This is a genomic window from Gordonia hirsuta DSM 44140 = NBRC 16056 (assembly GCF_000333015.1).
Lineage (GTDB): Bacteria > Actinomycetota > Actinomycetes > Mycobacteriales > Mycobacteriaceae > Gordonia > Gordonia hirsuta.
In genome coordinates this window covers 1-16,719 of record NZ_BANT01000058.1, presented here as the reverse complement: position 1 = coordinate 16,719, position 16,719 = coordinate 1, and the positions used below count along the sequence as shown (strand labels likewise).

Below are 16,719 nucleotides of genomic sequence, written 5' to 3'. Positions count from 1 at the left end.
CCGCGCATAACGCTGTAGGGCCGGCCCTGAGGGGCCATCGATGTAGTCTTCGCGGCGGCTTGACAGGGGGACTCGCTCTCACCTCCCGCCGAGTCTGGTGAGTGCGCCGAAGGGCCGCTGGACCGGGAGCTCGCCGGGCCTCCCCGTGGTGCTGGGTGCCTTCGGGCGCCACGCACGGGAGCCGGCAGGTGCCTGCCGCCGTGTCGGCAGACCGGAGCGGCGCAGTAGCGCTATGCGGCGTGCGCACGATGCGGCTCGGGCGATTACCGGCTGTGTCGTCCGTCGGCCGACCACGGTGGAAGTACGGCAGTGCGCGGTTGAGACACCGCGAGCAGCACGATGCTGCTCAACGCAAGCAAGAGAAGAGATTCCCGGGCGATGATTCCGGGCAGCCAGAGCAGGCTGTTGCCTGTGTCGAGGAAGCGATCGCCGGTCGTGGGGCCCTGAGTGAAGATCAGGAAGGCGGCAGCCAGCACGGCGAACCATCGTCGGAGCGTATCCCCATAGAAGACGAAGTAGACCAGTGCTGGGAGCAGATAGACCCAGTGGTGAATCCAGCTGACCGGGGAAGCGATGGATGCGGTCAATCCGACGACGAGAGCAGCCGGCCCGAGCCCCAGCCGACGATCCACCTGCGTCGCGGCCCACAGGCAGACGAGGGTGACGAGGACGGCGAGGAGTGTGCCCACGGTCCGGCCCCACGGAGCGATGGCGGCGAATGCACCGGTGAGTGAGTTGTTTCCCGAGGTGGTGAAGAATCCGTCGAGTTCGACCTTGTCGGACAGATGCCACAAGGTATTGGTGAAGAACGTGCGGGAGGACCTGGGGAAGACGGCGAAGGCGACGAGGGTCGCAGCACCGAAACTCGCGAGGGTGATCGCTGCGTCGCGCCACCGGCGCGAGACGAGGAAGAAGATGAGGAAGAGCATCGGCGTGAATTTGATCGCGCCGGCGATACCGATCAGGACTCCGCGCGGCAGCCAGCGGCCGAGACGGGATCGCGGCTCGCGAAAGACATCCGCTATGCACAATGCCATCAGGACAAGATTGATCTGGCCGAACAGGAGGTGGTGGTAGAGAACGATACTGACCCGCGCCGCGATGAGCGCCAGGACCAGCCAGAGGAGACGTAGTGGCCAGGGACCGCGGACATACTTGTTGAGCACATAGCCCAGTGCCACCAGGCCGACGATGTTCCACAGCAGGTACGCGGTCTTGGCAGTGAAGAGAGTGGCCGGCCAGAGGACGAGCGCAGCAAACGGCGAGTAGGTGAAGGGAAGACCATCAGCACCTATCCCGGGCCCGAAGACATTCGAGAGGTACAGGTCGTTTCCAGCGTACGCTGATTCGGCGCCGTAGCGGTAGACGTAGAAGTCGACCGGGGGGATGCTGCGTCCGACGATCAGCTCGTACGGCACCACCAGGAGGAACGCGACCGCGGTGACCGTGAGCGCGGTCACCGCGGTGCGGTAGGCGGCAAGTCCATTTCGGGCAGTCGTCACTCCGGCGGAAGGCCCGGACTTGGGCATACACGTGTCCACTTCTCTGCGTAAGGACAGGACCGCCGGCAGGGTCTGATCCGGCTGCCGGGGTCGGTTACATCTGGAAGGGAGTGTAGTCAGCAGTCCTGCCGCTGCGTGCAGCGGTTGTGGGGTGCCGAGGGATCACGGTGCGGTCCGGGACGTCTGCGTGCGGGTGGTGCGAGCGGTGCCGGATTTCGGTGCCGACTGTCGCTGTGCGCTCGAGGTCGTCGGCGTCTTCGGCGACCGTGACTTCGCGGTGCCTTCCTTTGCCGCAGTTCCTTTCTGCTTCTTGGCCTTGGCGACCGCCTCCGCGTGCGCTTGCGGGTCCTGTTTGTTCAGCTCGGCACCCAGACCGGTGCCGGAGACGTCGTCCTCGACGAAACAGGTCGTCCGGACGAGGTGATGGAAGGTCACCAAACCGTAGGTCAACGGCAGGCCGAGGACGGCGCCGATCATGCGGATCGGGTTGATGGTGGCGACGCCGGGATCAGCGCCGGGGATGAGTGCGATGGGGTCAACCAGACGCCCACCGACGGTCGTGAACAGGTAGACCGAGAAGTAGTAGGCGTAGTGCAGAGCGGTCAGCGACTTGGTGACGGTGAGGTCGTGCAAACTGACCAGCTGACCCAAATCGTCACCCTGCGCGATGTTGTGGCCAAGCCCCAGGGCGATATCCAGTGGTGCACCACCGATGTAGGGGATCATGTTGCCGGCGAACGAGGCGATGGATTCGGCGCTCGTGAGGTCGGCTGGGTCGGCCGGTATCAGATTGTGCGGCACCATGGTCGCCTTCATCTGCCGGAGGGTCTTGCTTGTCTCGGCATCGATTTGGCGTCTCACCGATGCGCTGGGCGCACTCGACTTGGCCGATTCGGCTGTGCGTTTGACGATGCGGGCCAGGGTGAGGTCGCCGATCGGTCGACAGGTGTCGGAGTCGGCGAGTGCCAGTTGATTCGCCGCACCCTGGATCAGCGGGTGGATCGGGATGTCGAAGGTGACTGTCTCACTGGGTTTGCCGGCGAGTTCCTTCTGCTCATCGGTGACTCGGGCCACGCATTGGTTGAGGATCGCGCTGCTGGTGCCTTGGTACAGGTATTGCAAGCCGAGCTGCCCGAAGGTGAATCCGATGGTCAGTAGGGTGTTGTAGGTGACGAAGCTGCCGAGCGCGTTGAGCGGCGCCGGCGCCGGGGGGTTGAACGGCGACCCCAAACCTGGCAGCATCGCGATACCGAATTTCGCCGGCGCGAGAATACCGGCGAAGACGTACAGCCACACCGACTCCACGGCCTGACTGAGGGTGATGTTGGCGACCGGGATGGCCTCGTTCTGCTTACCGTCGCGGATCTTCAACAGGTTGTCGACGACGATCTGGGACAGGGCGGTGCGGTACTGGGGGTCGTCCTGATCAGTGCCGCGGGTGTTGGGGTGATTCGAGACGGCCAGAGTCGAGACGTGGACGTTCTTCATCCACGACTGCACGGCACGTTGATTCTCACGGGCCGCCGCCTGGAGTTGGGGAGGCAGACTCGGCAGCAGGGACTCGATGATCGAGTCGTACACGACCGACAGCGTCGTGAATTCGGCGCTGACACAGGTGGTCTCCTGGTCCTTGTTCCCGGAAAGCGGAGCGATCATGGAGCGCGTGGACTTGCCGATCCGTGCTTGCCGCTCCTGGTAGGTTTCGGCGGCCTTCGGCTTGGTGGTTCGGGGCTTCTGCGGTTTTGCCACGGGGTGAGCTGCGGTGGCGGGGGCGGGCCGGAAGAGCTCGGCACTGCTCTCGGGAATCCCGGCGTTGAGGGCCAGGCTGCCGACCAGCCCGATGGCGGTGATGCGTGCGCCCCAGCGGGTCGCCGGGCCCGAACAGGACCGGTTCGGGCGGGGGAGATCGGTCGGCTTGCTCAAGTTCTGCTCCTCGTGGGGTCGCAATCAACCGGGAGACCGGGATCGATTCTGACGAGAAGCTTAGCCTGGCCTAAGTAGAGTTGAACCCTCCGTCGGCGTGTGATCAGTCACGTCAGCTAATGAAAAGGGCCCGCCGGGCCATCGCGCGATCCGGATCACTGGTCGAGGGTGGCGCCCCCGTCGACCCGCAGGTCGTGCAGCGTGATGTGCCGGGCGGCATCCGAGGACAGGAAGAGCACCGTTTCGGCGATATCGGCGGGCTGGGCTAGACGGCCCAGCGGGATTCCGAGGCGGAAGCGGTCAGGGTCGCCGGCGAGCACGGCGGCGCGCGAGGCATCGTCGTGCACCATTCCGGCGAGCATGGCGGTCTCGGTGGAACCGGGGGAGACAATGTTGACCCGCACTCCGCAGGTGGCCGCGTCGATGCCGACGCTGCGGGTGTATGCGGTGGCCGCTGCCTTCGAAGCCGCATACGCCGGCATCGCCGCCCGGGGTGTCGCAGCTGCGTTGGAGGAGATCACGACCACCGAGCCCGATCGCCGGCGGCACATGGGCTCCAGGGCGGCATCGAGGACGTTACGGACCCCGGTCGCGTTGACTGCCAGGCACTGATCCCAGTCGTCGCTGAGGACTCCGGCCGCGCTGATCAGGATGTCGATCGGGCCGTGGGTCTGTTCGGCGGCGGACCACGCGCGGGAGACGGCGCGGGCATCGGTGACGTCGAGGAGACCGACGCCCGGACCCGGGTGTAGATCCCAGGCCACCACGGTCGCACCGGCAGCACGAAGGGCGCCGGCGACCGCGCTGCCGATGCCGCCGGCAGCGCCCGTCACCGCCGCGACGCGTCCGCCGATTCCCGCGATCGGCGGCGATCCGGGTGCGGTCATGAGGCGGCGTGCCGGGGCCGGTCGCGCGCGCTGTCGAGTGCCTCGATCACCTGCCGGCTGGTGATCACCCGGCCGGCGCGCTTGCCGATGTACTCCGCGGCCATGCGGTGCTCGTCGGCGCTGAAGTCGGCCATCGCGTCGACGACGAAGAACGGGGCGATATCGCTCATGAACGCCTCCGTGGCGCTGATCATGCAGCCCATGTGCGCATAGACGCCGACGATGACGAGCTGGTCGCGGCCGTGATGGGCGAGCAGTTGCCGCAGGTCGGTGCGCTGAAATGCTGAATAGCGCCACTTGGTCACTTCGATGTCGCCGGGGCGGGGTGCCAGCTCGGGCACGATCTGTTCGTCGGGGCCGGAAGCCAGTCCGCGGCCCCAGAACTCCGAGAGGATCCCGCGGCGCGAGGGATGCTGATCGCCGGGCTGGGCGGTATAGATCACCGGTACCCCGGCCGTCGCGCAGGCTTCCCGGATGCCGACGATGTTCGGCAGTGCGGTCGCGATCGGCTCCGCGTCGGGCCGGTAGGCCTCGAGGAAGTAGCGCTGCATGTCGTGAATCAGCAGTGCCGACCGGTCGGCGTCCAGCTGCCAGTCGACGGCGGAGGGGAAGGGGCCGTCTGGAATGGGGTAGGGAGCGATACTCGGTATGGCCATGACGTTAGGGTAGCCTTGCCTCTATGTCGATGACGCTCTGGCCCCCGGAACTCGCTGACGACTACCGCGCCAGGGGCGTCTGGACCGGTGTGGTGTTCGACGATCTCATCGCCGGGAGAGCCGCCGATCCGCGGTTCGCCGACCGGGCGGCCGTCGTCGATGCGCAGTGTTCGCTGACCTACGGCGAACTCGATGATCGTGTCGGTCGCCTGGCTGCCGGGCTGGTTGCGCGTGGCATCGACCGGGGCGACCGGGTGCTGCTGCAGATCCCCAACGGGGTGCCCTTCGTCGAGGCGGTGTTCGCTCTGTGGCGCGCCGGTGCGGTGCCGGTGTTCGGTCTACCGGCGCACCGGGAGAGCGAGCTGGTCGGGATCGCCGAGGCCGCCGGGGTGGTCGCGATCATCTCGCCTGCCGAACGCACCGACTTCGACTATCGGGCCCTGGCCCGTGCCGTCGCCGGCCGGGTCCGCAGCATCACGCAACTGCTCGACAGCGACCGGCTCGAGGATCTGTGGGCCGAGCCGATCACCCATCCGCGCGCCGACCCCGAGGACCTGGGCTTTCTGCAGCTTTCCGGCGGCAGCACCGGAGTGCCCAAATTGATCCCTCGCACGCATGCGGACTATCTGTACAGCGTGCGCCGCGCCAACCAGGTGTGCGGCGTCGACGCCGACACCGTCTATCTGGTGGTGCTGCCGGCCGGTCACAACTTCCCGATGAGTTCGCCGGGGATCCTCGGCACGCTTCAGGCGGGCGGGACGGTGGTGCTGGCCGCCGCGCCGCTGCCGTCGGTGGCCTGGGAACTGGTGCAGCGCGAGCGGGTCACCATGGTGGGGCTGGTGCCTCCGCTGGCCCGGCTGTGGACCGAGACCGCCGAACGCGGTACCGACATCGATCTGTCGAGCCTGCAGACGGTCCAGGTCGGCGGTGCGCGATGCCCGGATGCGCTGGCCCGCCGGATCGGTCCGGCCCTGGGCGCCCGGCTGCAGCAGGTCTTCGGCATGGCCGAGGGGCTGGTCTGCTACACCGGCCTGGACGATCCGATCGACGAGGTGGTCACCACCCAGGGAAGGCCGATGTCGGAACTGGATCAGCTGCGGCTGGTCGACGAGGACGGCGCGCCCGTCACCGGCGGACCCGGCTTCCTGGAGACCCAGGGGCCGTACACGATCCGCGGTTATTGGGACGGGCGCAGTCCGGAGTCGTTCGCCCCAGACGGCTGGTACCGCACCGGTGACGTCGTGGAGTTCTCGCCCGCGGGCAATCTGATCGTTCGCGGCCGGGATGCCGACCGTATCAACCGGGGCGGGGAGAAGGTGTCCGCCGAGCAGGTGGAGGAGCATCTGCTGGCGCACCCGCAGATCCGCGATGCGATCGTCGTCGCCGTCCCCGACAGCTATCTGGGTGAACGCAGCTGCGCCTACGTGATCGCTCACGATCCGGCGGCCACGCCCACCCTGCCCGAGATCCGGGGCTTTCTGCGCGGCGCCGGCCTGGCCGAGTGGAAGCTGCCCGACGCGGTGAAAGCGGTCGCCGACTTCCCGGAGACCGGTGTGGGCAAGGTCAGCCGCAAGCGGCTGCGGGAACTGCTGACCGCCGCCGGGGCCTAACGTCCGGCGCGGCGCAGCCGGCCCGCCAGCTCGCGTACCGCCCCGCCGACACCGTGGTCGTGGTCGTGCGCGTGGTCGTGGTCGTCGTATTCGCGTTCATCGCGGTCGTGGTTGGCCTTCTTGGCGTAGCCGTTCTCGTTCAGGCCGCGCCGCCAGTAGCCGATCACCAGCATGGAGCGGCGGGCCAGTCCGCGCTTGCGCAGGTCCTTGCGGATCGCCAGCACCTGCGCCGATTCGGCGCCGGCCCAGGCGAAAGTCGACTCGGTGACCGGATGGGCCGCGGCCGCCTCGGACAGCAGGGTGGCGGTGCCGGCCGGGGCGCCGTCGCGGGAGAGCCAACGGATCACGATCCCCTCCGGTGCGGTCAGATCCTGGCGTGCGGAGTCGTCGACGATCTCGATGTAGGCGGTTCCGGTCGCGGTGGCCGGCAGGTTCTCCAGAATGTTCCCGATGGCCGGTAGCGCGGTCTCGTCCCCGCAGATCAGATACTCCTGCGCCGGACTGATGGCGCGGCCACCGCCACCGGCGATACCCAGGGTGGCGCCGGGCGTGGCGCGGGCGGCCCAGGCCGAGGCCAGACCCTCGTCGCCGTGCATCACGAAGTCGATGGCCAGGGTGGCCCGCTGTGCGTCGTAGCGGCGGACGGTGTAGGTGCGCACCCGGCTGTGCAGTTCCGGGACGGTGCGGATCTGCGTCTGCGCCGTCGAACCGGGCACATCCAACTCCTCGACACCGAAGCTGCCGTCCTCACGCGGGAGCAGGATCTTGATGTTAGGGAACTGGCCGGATTCGATGTACCGGGTCACCGGCTCGCCGGCGAAGGTGACCCGGCGCATGTGCGGGTTGAGGTCTTCGACGGATTCGGCGGTGAACAGCAGGGCGGTCATGGGTGATCTCTTCTCTACGCGGGTGTGCTCGACACGGGGAATCGGAGCGGGCTGGACGGGCGGCAGGTCAGGTGAATTCGGCGGCGAAGTCCTCGATCTCGTCTTGGGTCAGATCACCGATCAGGGAATCCGACGGTGTGATGCCGCCGAGTTCCCCGCGTTCGGCGGCCTCGGCGAGCCGATCCAGAATCGCCGTCCAGGCGGTGACGACCGCGCTGATCTGTTCGGCCCCGACCAGCCCGGTGACCCAGGACAGTTCCACGCGCAGGACATCGGCCGGGCCGGTCCCCCCGGCGACGGCGTTGATCTCCAGCGGATGGGAGGCGGGCATATCCGGATCCCGCAGGACCAGCAGCGGACGGTCCGGCCACAGCGCCGAGAAGGCGGTGTGGCCTTCGCCGGAGGTGAGTCGGCCCAGGTAGTTGAACAGCACCGGCGACGGATCGCGCGGCCGGGCGCCCGGCCCCAGCTCGGTCAGCAGACCGTATTCGAGCCCGGAGTACTCGGGGCGGGCGAGGCGCTCCTTGACCTGCTTGATGACGGCGTCGAGCGCGGCGACCGCCCCGGGGCCGGCCAGATCGAACCCGCCGGTCTCGGGCAGATCGACCGGAACGGGCCAGAAGGCGGTGAACCAGCCGACGGTGCGCGATAGTTCGGCCCCGGGCACCAGGCCCTCCTCGCGCCCGTGGCCCTCCAGATCGACGAACAGGCGCCGATCGCCGGACCGGCCGAAGACCGCGGTCAGCGCCGCTGCCAGGGTGCCCAGCAGGATTTCGGTGGGGCCGGTGTTGTAGAGCGCCGGCAGCCGGGTCAGCGGGACCTCGGCGGGCAGTTCGACTTCGAGGCGCTCGACCCGGGCGGCGGTGTGCTCCCGCGGATCCAGGGTCTCCGGTGCCACCGCCACCTCACCGGCGGTGGCGCCGGGATGTTCCCACTGGGCGGCGGTGCCGGTGATATCGGCCGACTCCGCCCGCTGGGCCAGGGCCCGGGTCCACTCCCGGAACGACGACCCCTCCGATTCGAGCCGGATCGCCCGGGCGGCCGCCGCCTGGGCGAAGGCGGTGCGCAGATCCTCGGTCAGGATCCGCCAGGAGACGCCGTCGACGGCCAGGTGGTGCACCAGCAGGATCAGGGCGTCCGTCGCCGGGGTGCCGGGCAGATCGCGCACCAGGAGCGCCCGCAGCAAGGGGGCGTGCGCCGGATCCATCTGCGCTGCGGCGCGTTCGGCCAGCCCGGTGAGCTGCCGGACAACCAGATCCGCGCCGGGCGTGGCACCCGGGTCCGCGGACAGATGGTGTTCGGTCGACTCGAACCCGGTGTCCTGGCCTGCGGCGGGAACCTGCAGCGTCTCTCCGTCCAGGTGCGCGGTCAGGATCGGGTGTGCAGCCGCCACCGCGGTGAGGGCCTCGTCGAGCAGACTGACGGTGGCCCCGGCCGGAACCGACAGGACGCGTCCCTGGACGAAGCCGCGCAGGCGGCTGTGCCGGAGGACGCGACGCATCAGCGGGGTCGGCGGCACGGCGCCGTAGGCCTGGGCCGGATCCACCGCGACGGCGGCCGAGACCGGACTGGCCGCTGTGGCGGCCAGGGCCCGGGCGGTGCGCTCGGTGAAGATCTGCCGCGGCGTGACGGTCAACCCGGCCGCCCGCGCCCGGGAGGTGACCTGGATGGCGATGATGCTGTCGCCGCCGAGGCTGAAGAAGTCGTCGTCGGGGGCCACCGCGGGAAGGTCGAGCAGTTCGGCGAACAGGGTGCACAGCACCGACTCGGCAGAGCCGTCGTCGGCGATCAGATCGGCCGGACGGTCGGCCCAGGGGTCGGGCAGTGCCGGGCGGTCGGTCTTGCCGGCCGGGGACAGCGGAACCGCCGGCACCGGCACGAAGACCGCCGGCACCAGGTGGGCGGGGGCCCGGGCGGCGACCTCTTCCCGCAGGGGCCCGAAATCGTCGCCGATCCATCCGCTGACGTAGCAGACCAGCCGCCGGGTGCCGCCGGACCCGGTGCGGATGTCGGCCACCGCGTGGGCGAGCGGCCGGCCGATCCGGTGGGCGGCCCGGGTGACCAGTGCCTCCACCTCGCCGAACTCCACCCGGTAGCCGGCCAGCTGCACCTGGTCGTCGGCTCTGCCGAGGTAGTCCAGACCGCCGGAGTCGTTCCAGCGCACCAGATCTCCGGTGCGGTACATGCGCTGGCCGGCACCGAAGGGACTGGCGACGAAGCGCTCGGCGGTCAACCCGGGCTGGTGGTGATAGCCGCGGGCCAGCTGGGGTCCGGACAGATACAGCTCACCGGTTCGGCCCGCGGCGACCGGTTGCAGATGTGCGTCCAGCACGAACAACCGGCCACCGGGTGTGGGCACCCCGATCGCTGGCGAGACGCTGTCGCCGACCCGGGCGAAGGTGGAATCGACGGTGCCCTCGGTGGGGCCGTACAGGTTGAAGACGGTGATCTCGGGGCGCCGCGCCAGGGTGCTCCACAGCTCCGGCGGAAAGGCCTCTCCGCCGGTGGAGAGGGCTTCGGGTACGTGCCGCCCGGCCGCAGGTTCGACGATCCCGGCCCGCACATAGATGTCCAGCAGGACCGGGACCGCATCGACGAAGTCGATCCGGTGCTCGCGGACGTAGTCGACCACCAGATCCGCGGTGGTGACGTCGGCTCGGTCGATCAGATGCAGGGTGTGCCCGGCGCACATCCACGCCAGGTACGACACCGATGAGTCGAAGGAGAGGGTGTGGGTGCTCAGCACACGCCGGTGCGGCCCCAGAACGGTGTGCTGCTGGTGCGCCCCCAGCAGCGCCGACAGGCTGCCCTGGCTGACCACCACGCCCTTCGGACGGCCGGTGGACCCGGAGGTGTAGATCGCATAGGCGGCGGACCCGGGCGCCGGATAGTGCGCCTGGCGGCGGGCCGGTGCGGGCGAGGGGGCCGGATCGGTCACCGGCGGCAGATCCAGCACGACGGTGCCCTCCGGCAGCAGGGCGGTCACGGCGGGGCCGTCCGCCTCGCCGACCAGGACGACGCGGGGTGTGCAGTCTGCCAGTTGCTGGCCGATCCGGTCGGCCGGATACCGCGGGTCCACCGGCACGTAGGCGCCGCCGGCCCGCCAGACCGCGTGGATCGCCACCACCGCCGCCGCCGACGCCTCGGCGACGACGGCGACGAACGTCTCCGGTCCGACACCGTGATCGGCCAGGACGTCGGCCAACCGATGCGAGCGCTCGGCCAGTTCGGCGTAGCTCAGGACCGCGTCGTGGGCGACCAGCGCGATATCGTCGGGCCGCCGGGCGGTCGTGGCGTCGAACAGTTCCAGGGTGGTGACCGCTCCTGCGGGGTTGGGGCCGCCGTCGCCCAGGTCCATCACCGCGGCGTGCTCGGCCGCAGGCAGCAGGCCCAGCGTCGCGAGGGTGCGTTCCCGGCCGCTCTCGGTGAGGAAATCGTCGATGAAGGCGGTCAGCTCGGCGATCAGATCGGCCAGGGCCGAATCGTCGTACAACTCGGCATCGGCGTCGACGATCACTTCGGGCCGCCCGGTCGGATCGACGGCCACGGTCACCGAATAGTCCTGCACCGGTCCACGGTCCAGGGAGTGCACCACGGCGGGGGTACCGCCGAAATCCAGGGTGGTGGCGAACGGTTTGACGTTGACGACGGTGCCCACCTGCCGGGCGAATCCGGCGGTCAGCGTGCTCTGCTCGATCCGCCGGCCGCGGTAGCGCTGGTGCGCCGACAGCTCCCGCATCGCCGCGGCGGTGCTCTCGATCAGCTCACGGATCTGGATATGGGGCGGGGTCGGCAGTGCCAGCGGCAACAGGTTGACCGCCGAGGTCGGCACCCGGGCGGCCGCCAGACCCAGCCGGTTCATCGCCAGAAAGCCGAGCGTCTGGTGCAGCTGCCCGGTCCGGCGGGCCCGGTGGGCGGCCGCTGCGGCGGTGACGCCGGCCGCCCAGTTGTTCTCGATCGGGGCCAGCGGCGCGCGGGCGGTGCGGACCGCGCGTGCCTGCGCGGCGGCCGCTACCTGCGCTGACGCGGACGACTGCGGCGTCCAGAATGCGGCGTCGTCGGCGCAGGCGCCCGAGTCGAGATAGGCCCGATCCTCGGCCACCACGTCCCGGATCGATCCGAGGGGCCGCCCCGGATCGGGGTCGCCGACCGCCAGCCGCCGGTACAGGTCCGCGCCGCGGCTGAACACCAGCGACAGCCCGTAGGCGTCGATCAGCAGGTGGTGGGCGGCCAGCACCCACAGGGTCCGGCCGCCGTGGCGCAGCACCCAGTGCGCCACGCCGGGTGCCCCGGTGGCGTCGTGGGCGGTGCCGGTCCACTGCCGGATATGGGTGTAGACCTGTGGCCACAGATCGCCGTCGGCGAGAGTGAGCACCGGTGGCGGCGCCAGGGTGAAGTCACCCGGCAGCTGCCGCGGTCCGGCCGGCGTCGGGACGATCCGCGCGGTGAGCGCATCGGATTCGGTGACGGCCAGGTGGGCGGCCCGGACCAGGAGCTCTGGATCGATCGGTCCGGAAAGCTCGACGGCGTCGCAGACGTTGAACGTGGTGTTCTCCGGATCCAGGCTCTGCCCGAACCAGAGCGCGGCCTGGCTCAGCGACAGCTCGATCGGCGCGTCCGGCGCCACGGTACCGGTCGTCTCGCTCACCGGTCGGCTCCTTCCCGGCCGCGCAGGAACGCGGTGACCTCCGGTCCCCACGCGGCGATCGCCGCGGGCCCCAGCAGCTCCCCGTGCGGCCACGGGACGGTCAATACCCGGTCCGGTGCCAGTGCGGCGCCCCAGGTCGCCAGGGCGGCGGCCGGTTCGGCCTGCACATACAGCGTCGGGATGTTCACCGGCGCCGGCCGGCCGAAACGGCGCATCACCTGCAGGGACCAGTCGGCGGCCTCGAGGACCGCGCCGATCAGACCGGCGTCCAGACCGGCGAAGAAAGTCGGCGAATCACCGGCCAATGCCAGGGCCTGTTCCCGGGTCAGGTCCGCGGACAGATCGGCCGGTACCGCCACGCCCATCGCGCTCAGTGCCGCCGCATCCGGCGACACCGTGTCCAGGTAGTCGAAGTAGCCCTGCGGGGACTGGGCGAAGGCGTCGAGCAGGATCAGCCCTTCGACGTCCCGGCCGCGGGCGGTGAGTTCGGCCGCCACCGACGGGGACAACGATCCGCCGAACGACCAGCCCAGCAGGACCACCGGGCCGTCGGGAACCGCGGCGGCCACCCGGTCGGCGAACAGTGCGGCCACCGCGGCCGGATCCTGCGGGGCGGTCTCGCCGCTGATCTGCGGGGCCTGCACCGCGAACACGTCGTGCTCGGCCGGGATGTGCGGCAGCAGCTGACCGAACGGCCACCCCAGGCCGGTTCCCGGCGGGAGCACGACCACCGGTGTGCCGGCCCCGCCGCTGCGGAAGCCGATCGCCGGGGCGGTGAGCCGGTCGGCGGTGGTGGTGTCCCCGTCCAGTGCCGCGGCGATCGCGGCGATACTCGGATCGGCGAAGACGGTCGAGACCGACAGCTCCACACCCACCCGGGCGCGCACCGCATCGGCGAAGGTCATCAGCTGCAGCGAGTGCACGCCCAGGTCGAACAGGTTGGCATCGACGTCGATGCCGTCCGTGCCGAAGGTCTCGGCGGCGATCTCGGCGAGCACGCGCTCGAGCAGCGAACCGGCCCGCGAGCCCGCATCGGATTCGGCGGCGGGTGCGGGCAGGGCGGACAGATCCCGCTTCCCGTTGACGTTCACCGGGATCTGATCGATCAGCGTGTACGAGGCGGGCACCATATAGGCCGGCAGGGTCTGGGCGAGGGTGCGGCGCACCTGCTGTACCGAGGGTGCGGGGCCGTCGGTCACCAGGTAGGCGGCCAGACTCACCGGTCCGCCGCCGGTGTCGCGGCGCGCGGTCACCACTGCGCGGTCGATACCGTCGATCGCGGTCAGGGCCGCCTCGATCTCGGAGGGTTCGACCCGGTAGCCGCGCACCTTCACCTGGAAGTCTGTGCGGCCCAGATAGTCCAGCAGCCCGTCGGGGCGGCGCCGCATCAGGTCGCCGGTGCGATACAGCCGTCGTCCCGGATCGGTGGGATGGGCGACGAAGCTCAGGGCGGTGAGGCCCGGGCGGTCGTGGTAGCCGCGGGCCAGCCCGTCCCCGTCGACGTAGAGCTCACCAGCCACCCCCGGCGGCACCGGCCGCAGCCAGGGGTCGAGGAGCTGGACGACGGTGTTGCTGATCGGCCGGCCCACCGTCGGGGTGGCCGAATCGGTGGTGCCGCCGCCGAGGGTGTTGATGGTGTATTCGGTCGGGCCGTAGAGGTTGTAGCCGAGGGTGCCGTCGGCGCTGGTCAGCCGGTCCCAGACGCCGGTGCCCACGGCCTCGCCGCCGAGCAGCACCAGGGCCGGCCGGTGCCCGCCCTGCGGCCCCGTCTCCAGCAGACCGGCGGCGATCAGGTACTCGGCGTAGGTCGGGGTCACGTTGACCACGTCGATCACCGACCGATCGCAGTAGGCGACCAGCGCGTGCGGATCACGCCGCAGATCCTCGTCGCAGATGTGCACCGTGTGGCCGTAGGTGAGCCACAGCAGTTCCTCCCACGACATGTCGAACGCGAAGGAGACCGTGTGCGCCACCTGCAGCGGGACCCGGTCGGCGGCCAGGGCGACCGTCGGTGCGAAGATCTCGTCCTCGTGATTGAGGTACATGTTGGTCAGGCCCCGGTAACCGGTGATCACGCCCTTCGGGGCGCCGGTGGAGCCGGAGGTGTAGATCAGATAGGCCGGATGATCCAGGCGATCGGCCCGGTCCCGGGAGAACGTGCCCAGCTCGTCGTCGCACAGGGGACCGGCGGGCAGTTCAGCCAGCTGCCGGATGACCTCCGCCGACCGCAGCTGCACGGGTGCGGGTCCGCCGGCGAAGATCTGTCGCAGGTCGTCGTCGCCGGCGCCGGCCGCCAGTGCCGCCACCGGTCGGGCATCGGTGACCAGCCGGTGCAGCCGCTGCGGCGGGTGCACCAGTTCCAGGGGCAGGTAGGCCGCCCCGGTCCGCAGCACCGCGAACAGGGCCACCACCATCTCCAGGGAGCGTTCGATCGCCAGCGCCACCACCGTCTCGGGTCCGGCGCCGCGGGCCAGCAGCAGCCGGGCCAGCCGGTTGATCTGCGCATCGAGTTCGCCGAAGGTCAGGCGCCGGTCGCCGAAGACCAGCGCCGGGCGCTGGGGGTGGGCCGCGGCGGTCTCGCCGAGCATCTCCGACACCGACAGGGCCGGGACGGTCAGATCGCGGCCGCGCTGGGGCGGTTCGGCGGCGGTGACCGGCAGAGCCGCCAGCACGGCGTGGTCGACGTCGGGCCGGGCCAGGGCATGCAGCAGGGCCAGCAGATCGCCGAACAGCCCGGCGGCGGCCTCGTCGTCGACCAGATCCGAGCGGGTCTCCACCGAGACGGTCAGCTCCGGTCCGGGGGTCACCACGACGGTCAGCGGGAAGTGGGTGTGGTCTTCGCTGCGATGGCCCACGATGCCGTGCTCGGCGCCCAGCCGGTCGTCGCCGATGAAGTTCTGCAGCACCAGCAGCACATCGAACGGGGTCTGGGTCGGACCGCAGGCGGCGATCTCGCCCAGACTCAGCCACTCGTGCTCCATCAGGCCGATCCGATCGCTCTGCAGATCCCGCAGGAACTGCCCGACCGGGATGTCCGGGCGCAGCCGGGCACGGACCGGCACGGTGTTGAGGAACATGCCGATGGCGGTGTCGGCGCCGGTCACCTCGGCCGGGCGTCCGGCGACGGTCTGGCCGATGGCCGTATCGGTGCGCCCGGACCAGCGTGCGGTGAGCAGCAGCAGTGCGCCCGACAGCACCGTGTTCAGGGTGACTCCGGCCCGTCGCGCGGTGGCGGTCAGCTCCCGGGTCGCCGCGGCATCGAGCCCACCGGCCCGGACCCGGGTCTCGGCGCGCACCACCGGATCGGCGCCGGGCCGCAGCAACGCAGGCTCGTCGTATCCGGCCAGGTGCGCCGCCCAGGCCGCCGTCGCGGCCTCCCGGTCGCGACGACCGACCCACCGCAGATAGCGGGCGAAGACGGGTTCGTCGCCGACCGGTACCGGCCCGGCGGCAGAAACGGGGCCGGCCGTCGCCGATCCGCTGTAGAGCTCGAGCAGCCGACCGATGAACACACCGTTGGACCAGCCGTCCCAGACCAGGAAACGGCGCGAGACGACCAGGCGGTCGCCGTCGCGGCGCCGGATCTGGGTGACCCGCCACAGCGGTGGACGGTCCAGCGCGAACGGCCGGATCCGGTCGGCGGCGATCACCTCGTCTTCGGCCGTCTGGACATCGGCGCCCGCACGCAGATCCACCACGGCCAGCGGCGGCGGCAGATCATCGATGATGAACTGGACGGGTGCCGGCAGCCCGTGATGGGTGAAACCCGCCCGCAGCGGCGGATGTTCGGCCATGAGTGCGGCCAGGGCGCTGCGCAGTCGGCCGGGATCGATCGCGCGGTCGAACTCCAGGACGAACTGGGCGTTGTACACATCCAGCTCGCCGGAGACCACCGACTGGAAGTACAGCCCCTCCTGCAGCGGCGAGAGCCCCCAGACCGCGCCGAGTGGGCGGTGGGCGCGGGTGCGCAGAGCGGTCAGTTCGTTCTGGGTCAGTGTCACCGCCACCAGCTCGTCGACGCCGGGGCCGGGTAGCGCGGCCGGATCGGCGGCGGCCGCGGTGAGCAGGGGCACCGCCCGCGACCACGCGGCGGCGAAGGCCTGTGGATCGAGCGGGCCGGTGACGGTGACCTGGTCGTGGTTCACCGAGACGGTGAGCGCCGGATCCGGCCCCTCCAGGGCGGTGCCGGCCTGCGGGTGCAGATAGCGCAGCAGTCCGTACCCGGCCGCCGGTGCCGCCAGCGCCGCGCGCGCGGCGATCAATGCCTGCACCGGATCGTCGTCGACGGTCAGAGCGGTCGGGGTGCAGGTGCCCAGGGGCAGGACGCTGCGCGTGGCGCCGCAGTGCGGATCGTCGCGGCCGGATCGGGAGAGTCCGACCACCAGCTGGTCCGGCCCGGCGCCCAGCAGTGCGAAGGTCAGCCCGACGGCGGCCAGTGCGGCGCCGACCTGGTCCAGACCGGCCGGGGCGAACAGTTCGGCATCGCCGGGCAGCGGCACGACGACGGTGGCGGACCGGCCGCCGGCAGCGCCGGCGGCACGCGCGGACAGTGCCCGCCAGGCCGGGAGTTGTGCGGTGATCGCGGTGTGCAGGGCGCGGTCGGCGC

At 70.5% G+C, this 16,719-nt stretch carries 8 protein-coding genes; 1 reads left to right on the top strand and 7 read right to left on the bottom strand.

The window, feature by feature from the left end:
• Positions 1 to 263: 263 nt before the first annotated feature.
• From GOHSU_RS15470 to GOHSU_RS15455, 4 genes are all read right to left on the bottom strand, one after another.
• Positions 264 to 1,460 (bottom strand): glycosyltransferase 87 family protein, encoded by a 1,197-nt coding sequence (locus GOHSU_RS15470; RefSeq protein ID WP_024332999.1) that lies wholly within the window; start codon positions 1,458 to 1,460, stop codon positions 264 to 266.
• A gap of 204 nt (positions 1,461 to 1,664) precedes the next feature.
• The gene (locus GOHSU_RS15465) at positions 1,665 to 3,425 is read right to left on the bottom strand and encodes a hypothetical protein (RefSeq protein WP_005943840.1); all 1,761 of its coding nucleotides are present in this window, start codon (positions 3,423 to 3,425) and stop codon (positions 1,665 to 1,667) included.
• Between the two features lie 155 nt (positions 3,426 to 3,580).
• Complete coding sequence (locus GOHSU_RS15460; protein ID WP_005943837.1) at positions 3,581 to 4,312, bottom strand: SDR family oxidoreductase; 732 nt, start codon at positions 4,310 to 4,312, stop codon at positions 3,581 to 3,583.
• Positions 4,309 to 4,968: an isochorismatase family protein gene (locus GOHSU_RS15455; RefSeq protein ID WP_005943834.1), complete on the bottom strand. Its 660-nt coding sequence runs from the start codon at positions 4,966 to 4,968 to the stop codon at positions 4,309 to 4,311. Before GOHSU_RS15455 ends, GOHSU_RS15460 begins: the two co-directional genes overlap by 4 nt.
• Positions 4,969 to 4,991: 23 nt before the next feature.
• On the opposite strand from GOHSU_RS15455, the gene GOHSU_RS15450 reads away from it, so the two are divergent.
• Positions 4,992 to 6,578: a (2,3-dihydroxybenzoyl)adenylate synthase gene (locus GOHSU_RS15450; RefSeq protein ID WP_005943831.1), complete on the top strand. Its 1,587-nt coding sequence runs from the start codon at positions 4,992 to 4,994 to the stop codon at positions 6,576 to 6,578.
• Here the strand turns inward: GOHSU_RS15450 and GOHSU_RS16400 are convergent.
• From GOHSU_RS16400 to GOHSU_RS15435, 3 genes are all read right to left on the bottom strand, one after another.
• Complete coding sequence (locus GOHSU_RS16400) at positions 6,575 to 7,465, bottom strand: siderophore-interacting protein (RefSeq protein ID WP_005943828.1); 891 nt, start codon at positions 7,463 to 7,465, stop codon at positions 6,575 to 6,577. The two genes, GOHSU_RS15450 and GOHSU_RS16400, sit on opposite strands and share 4 nt — an antisense overlap.
• A 67-nt stretch (positions 7,466 to 7,532) precedes the next feature.
• A complete protein-coding gene (locus GOHSU_RS16395) occupies positions 7,533 to 12,113 on the bottom strand; it encodes a non-ribosomal peptide synthetase (RefSeq protein ID WP_005943825.1) in 4,581 nt (1,526 codons plus the stop codon).
• Positions 12,110 to 16,719: non-ribosomal peptide synthetase (locus GOHSU_RS15435; protein WP_005943824.1), on the bottom strand; the 4,610-nt coding region annotated here is incomplete at its 5' end. The genes GOHSU_RS16395 and GOHSU_RS15435, both read right to left, overlap by 4 nt.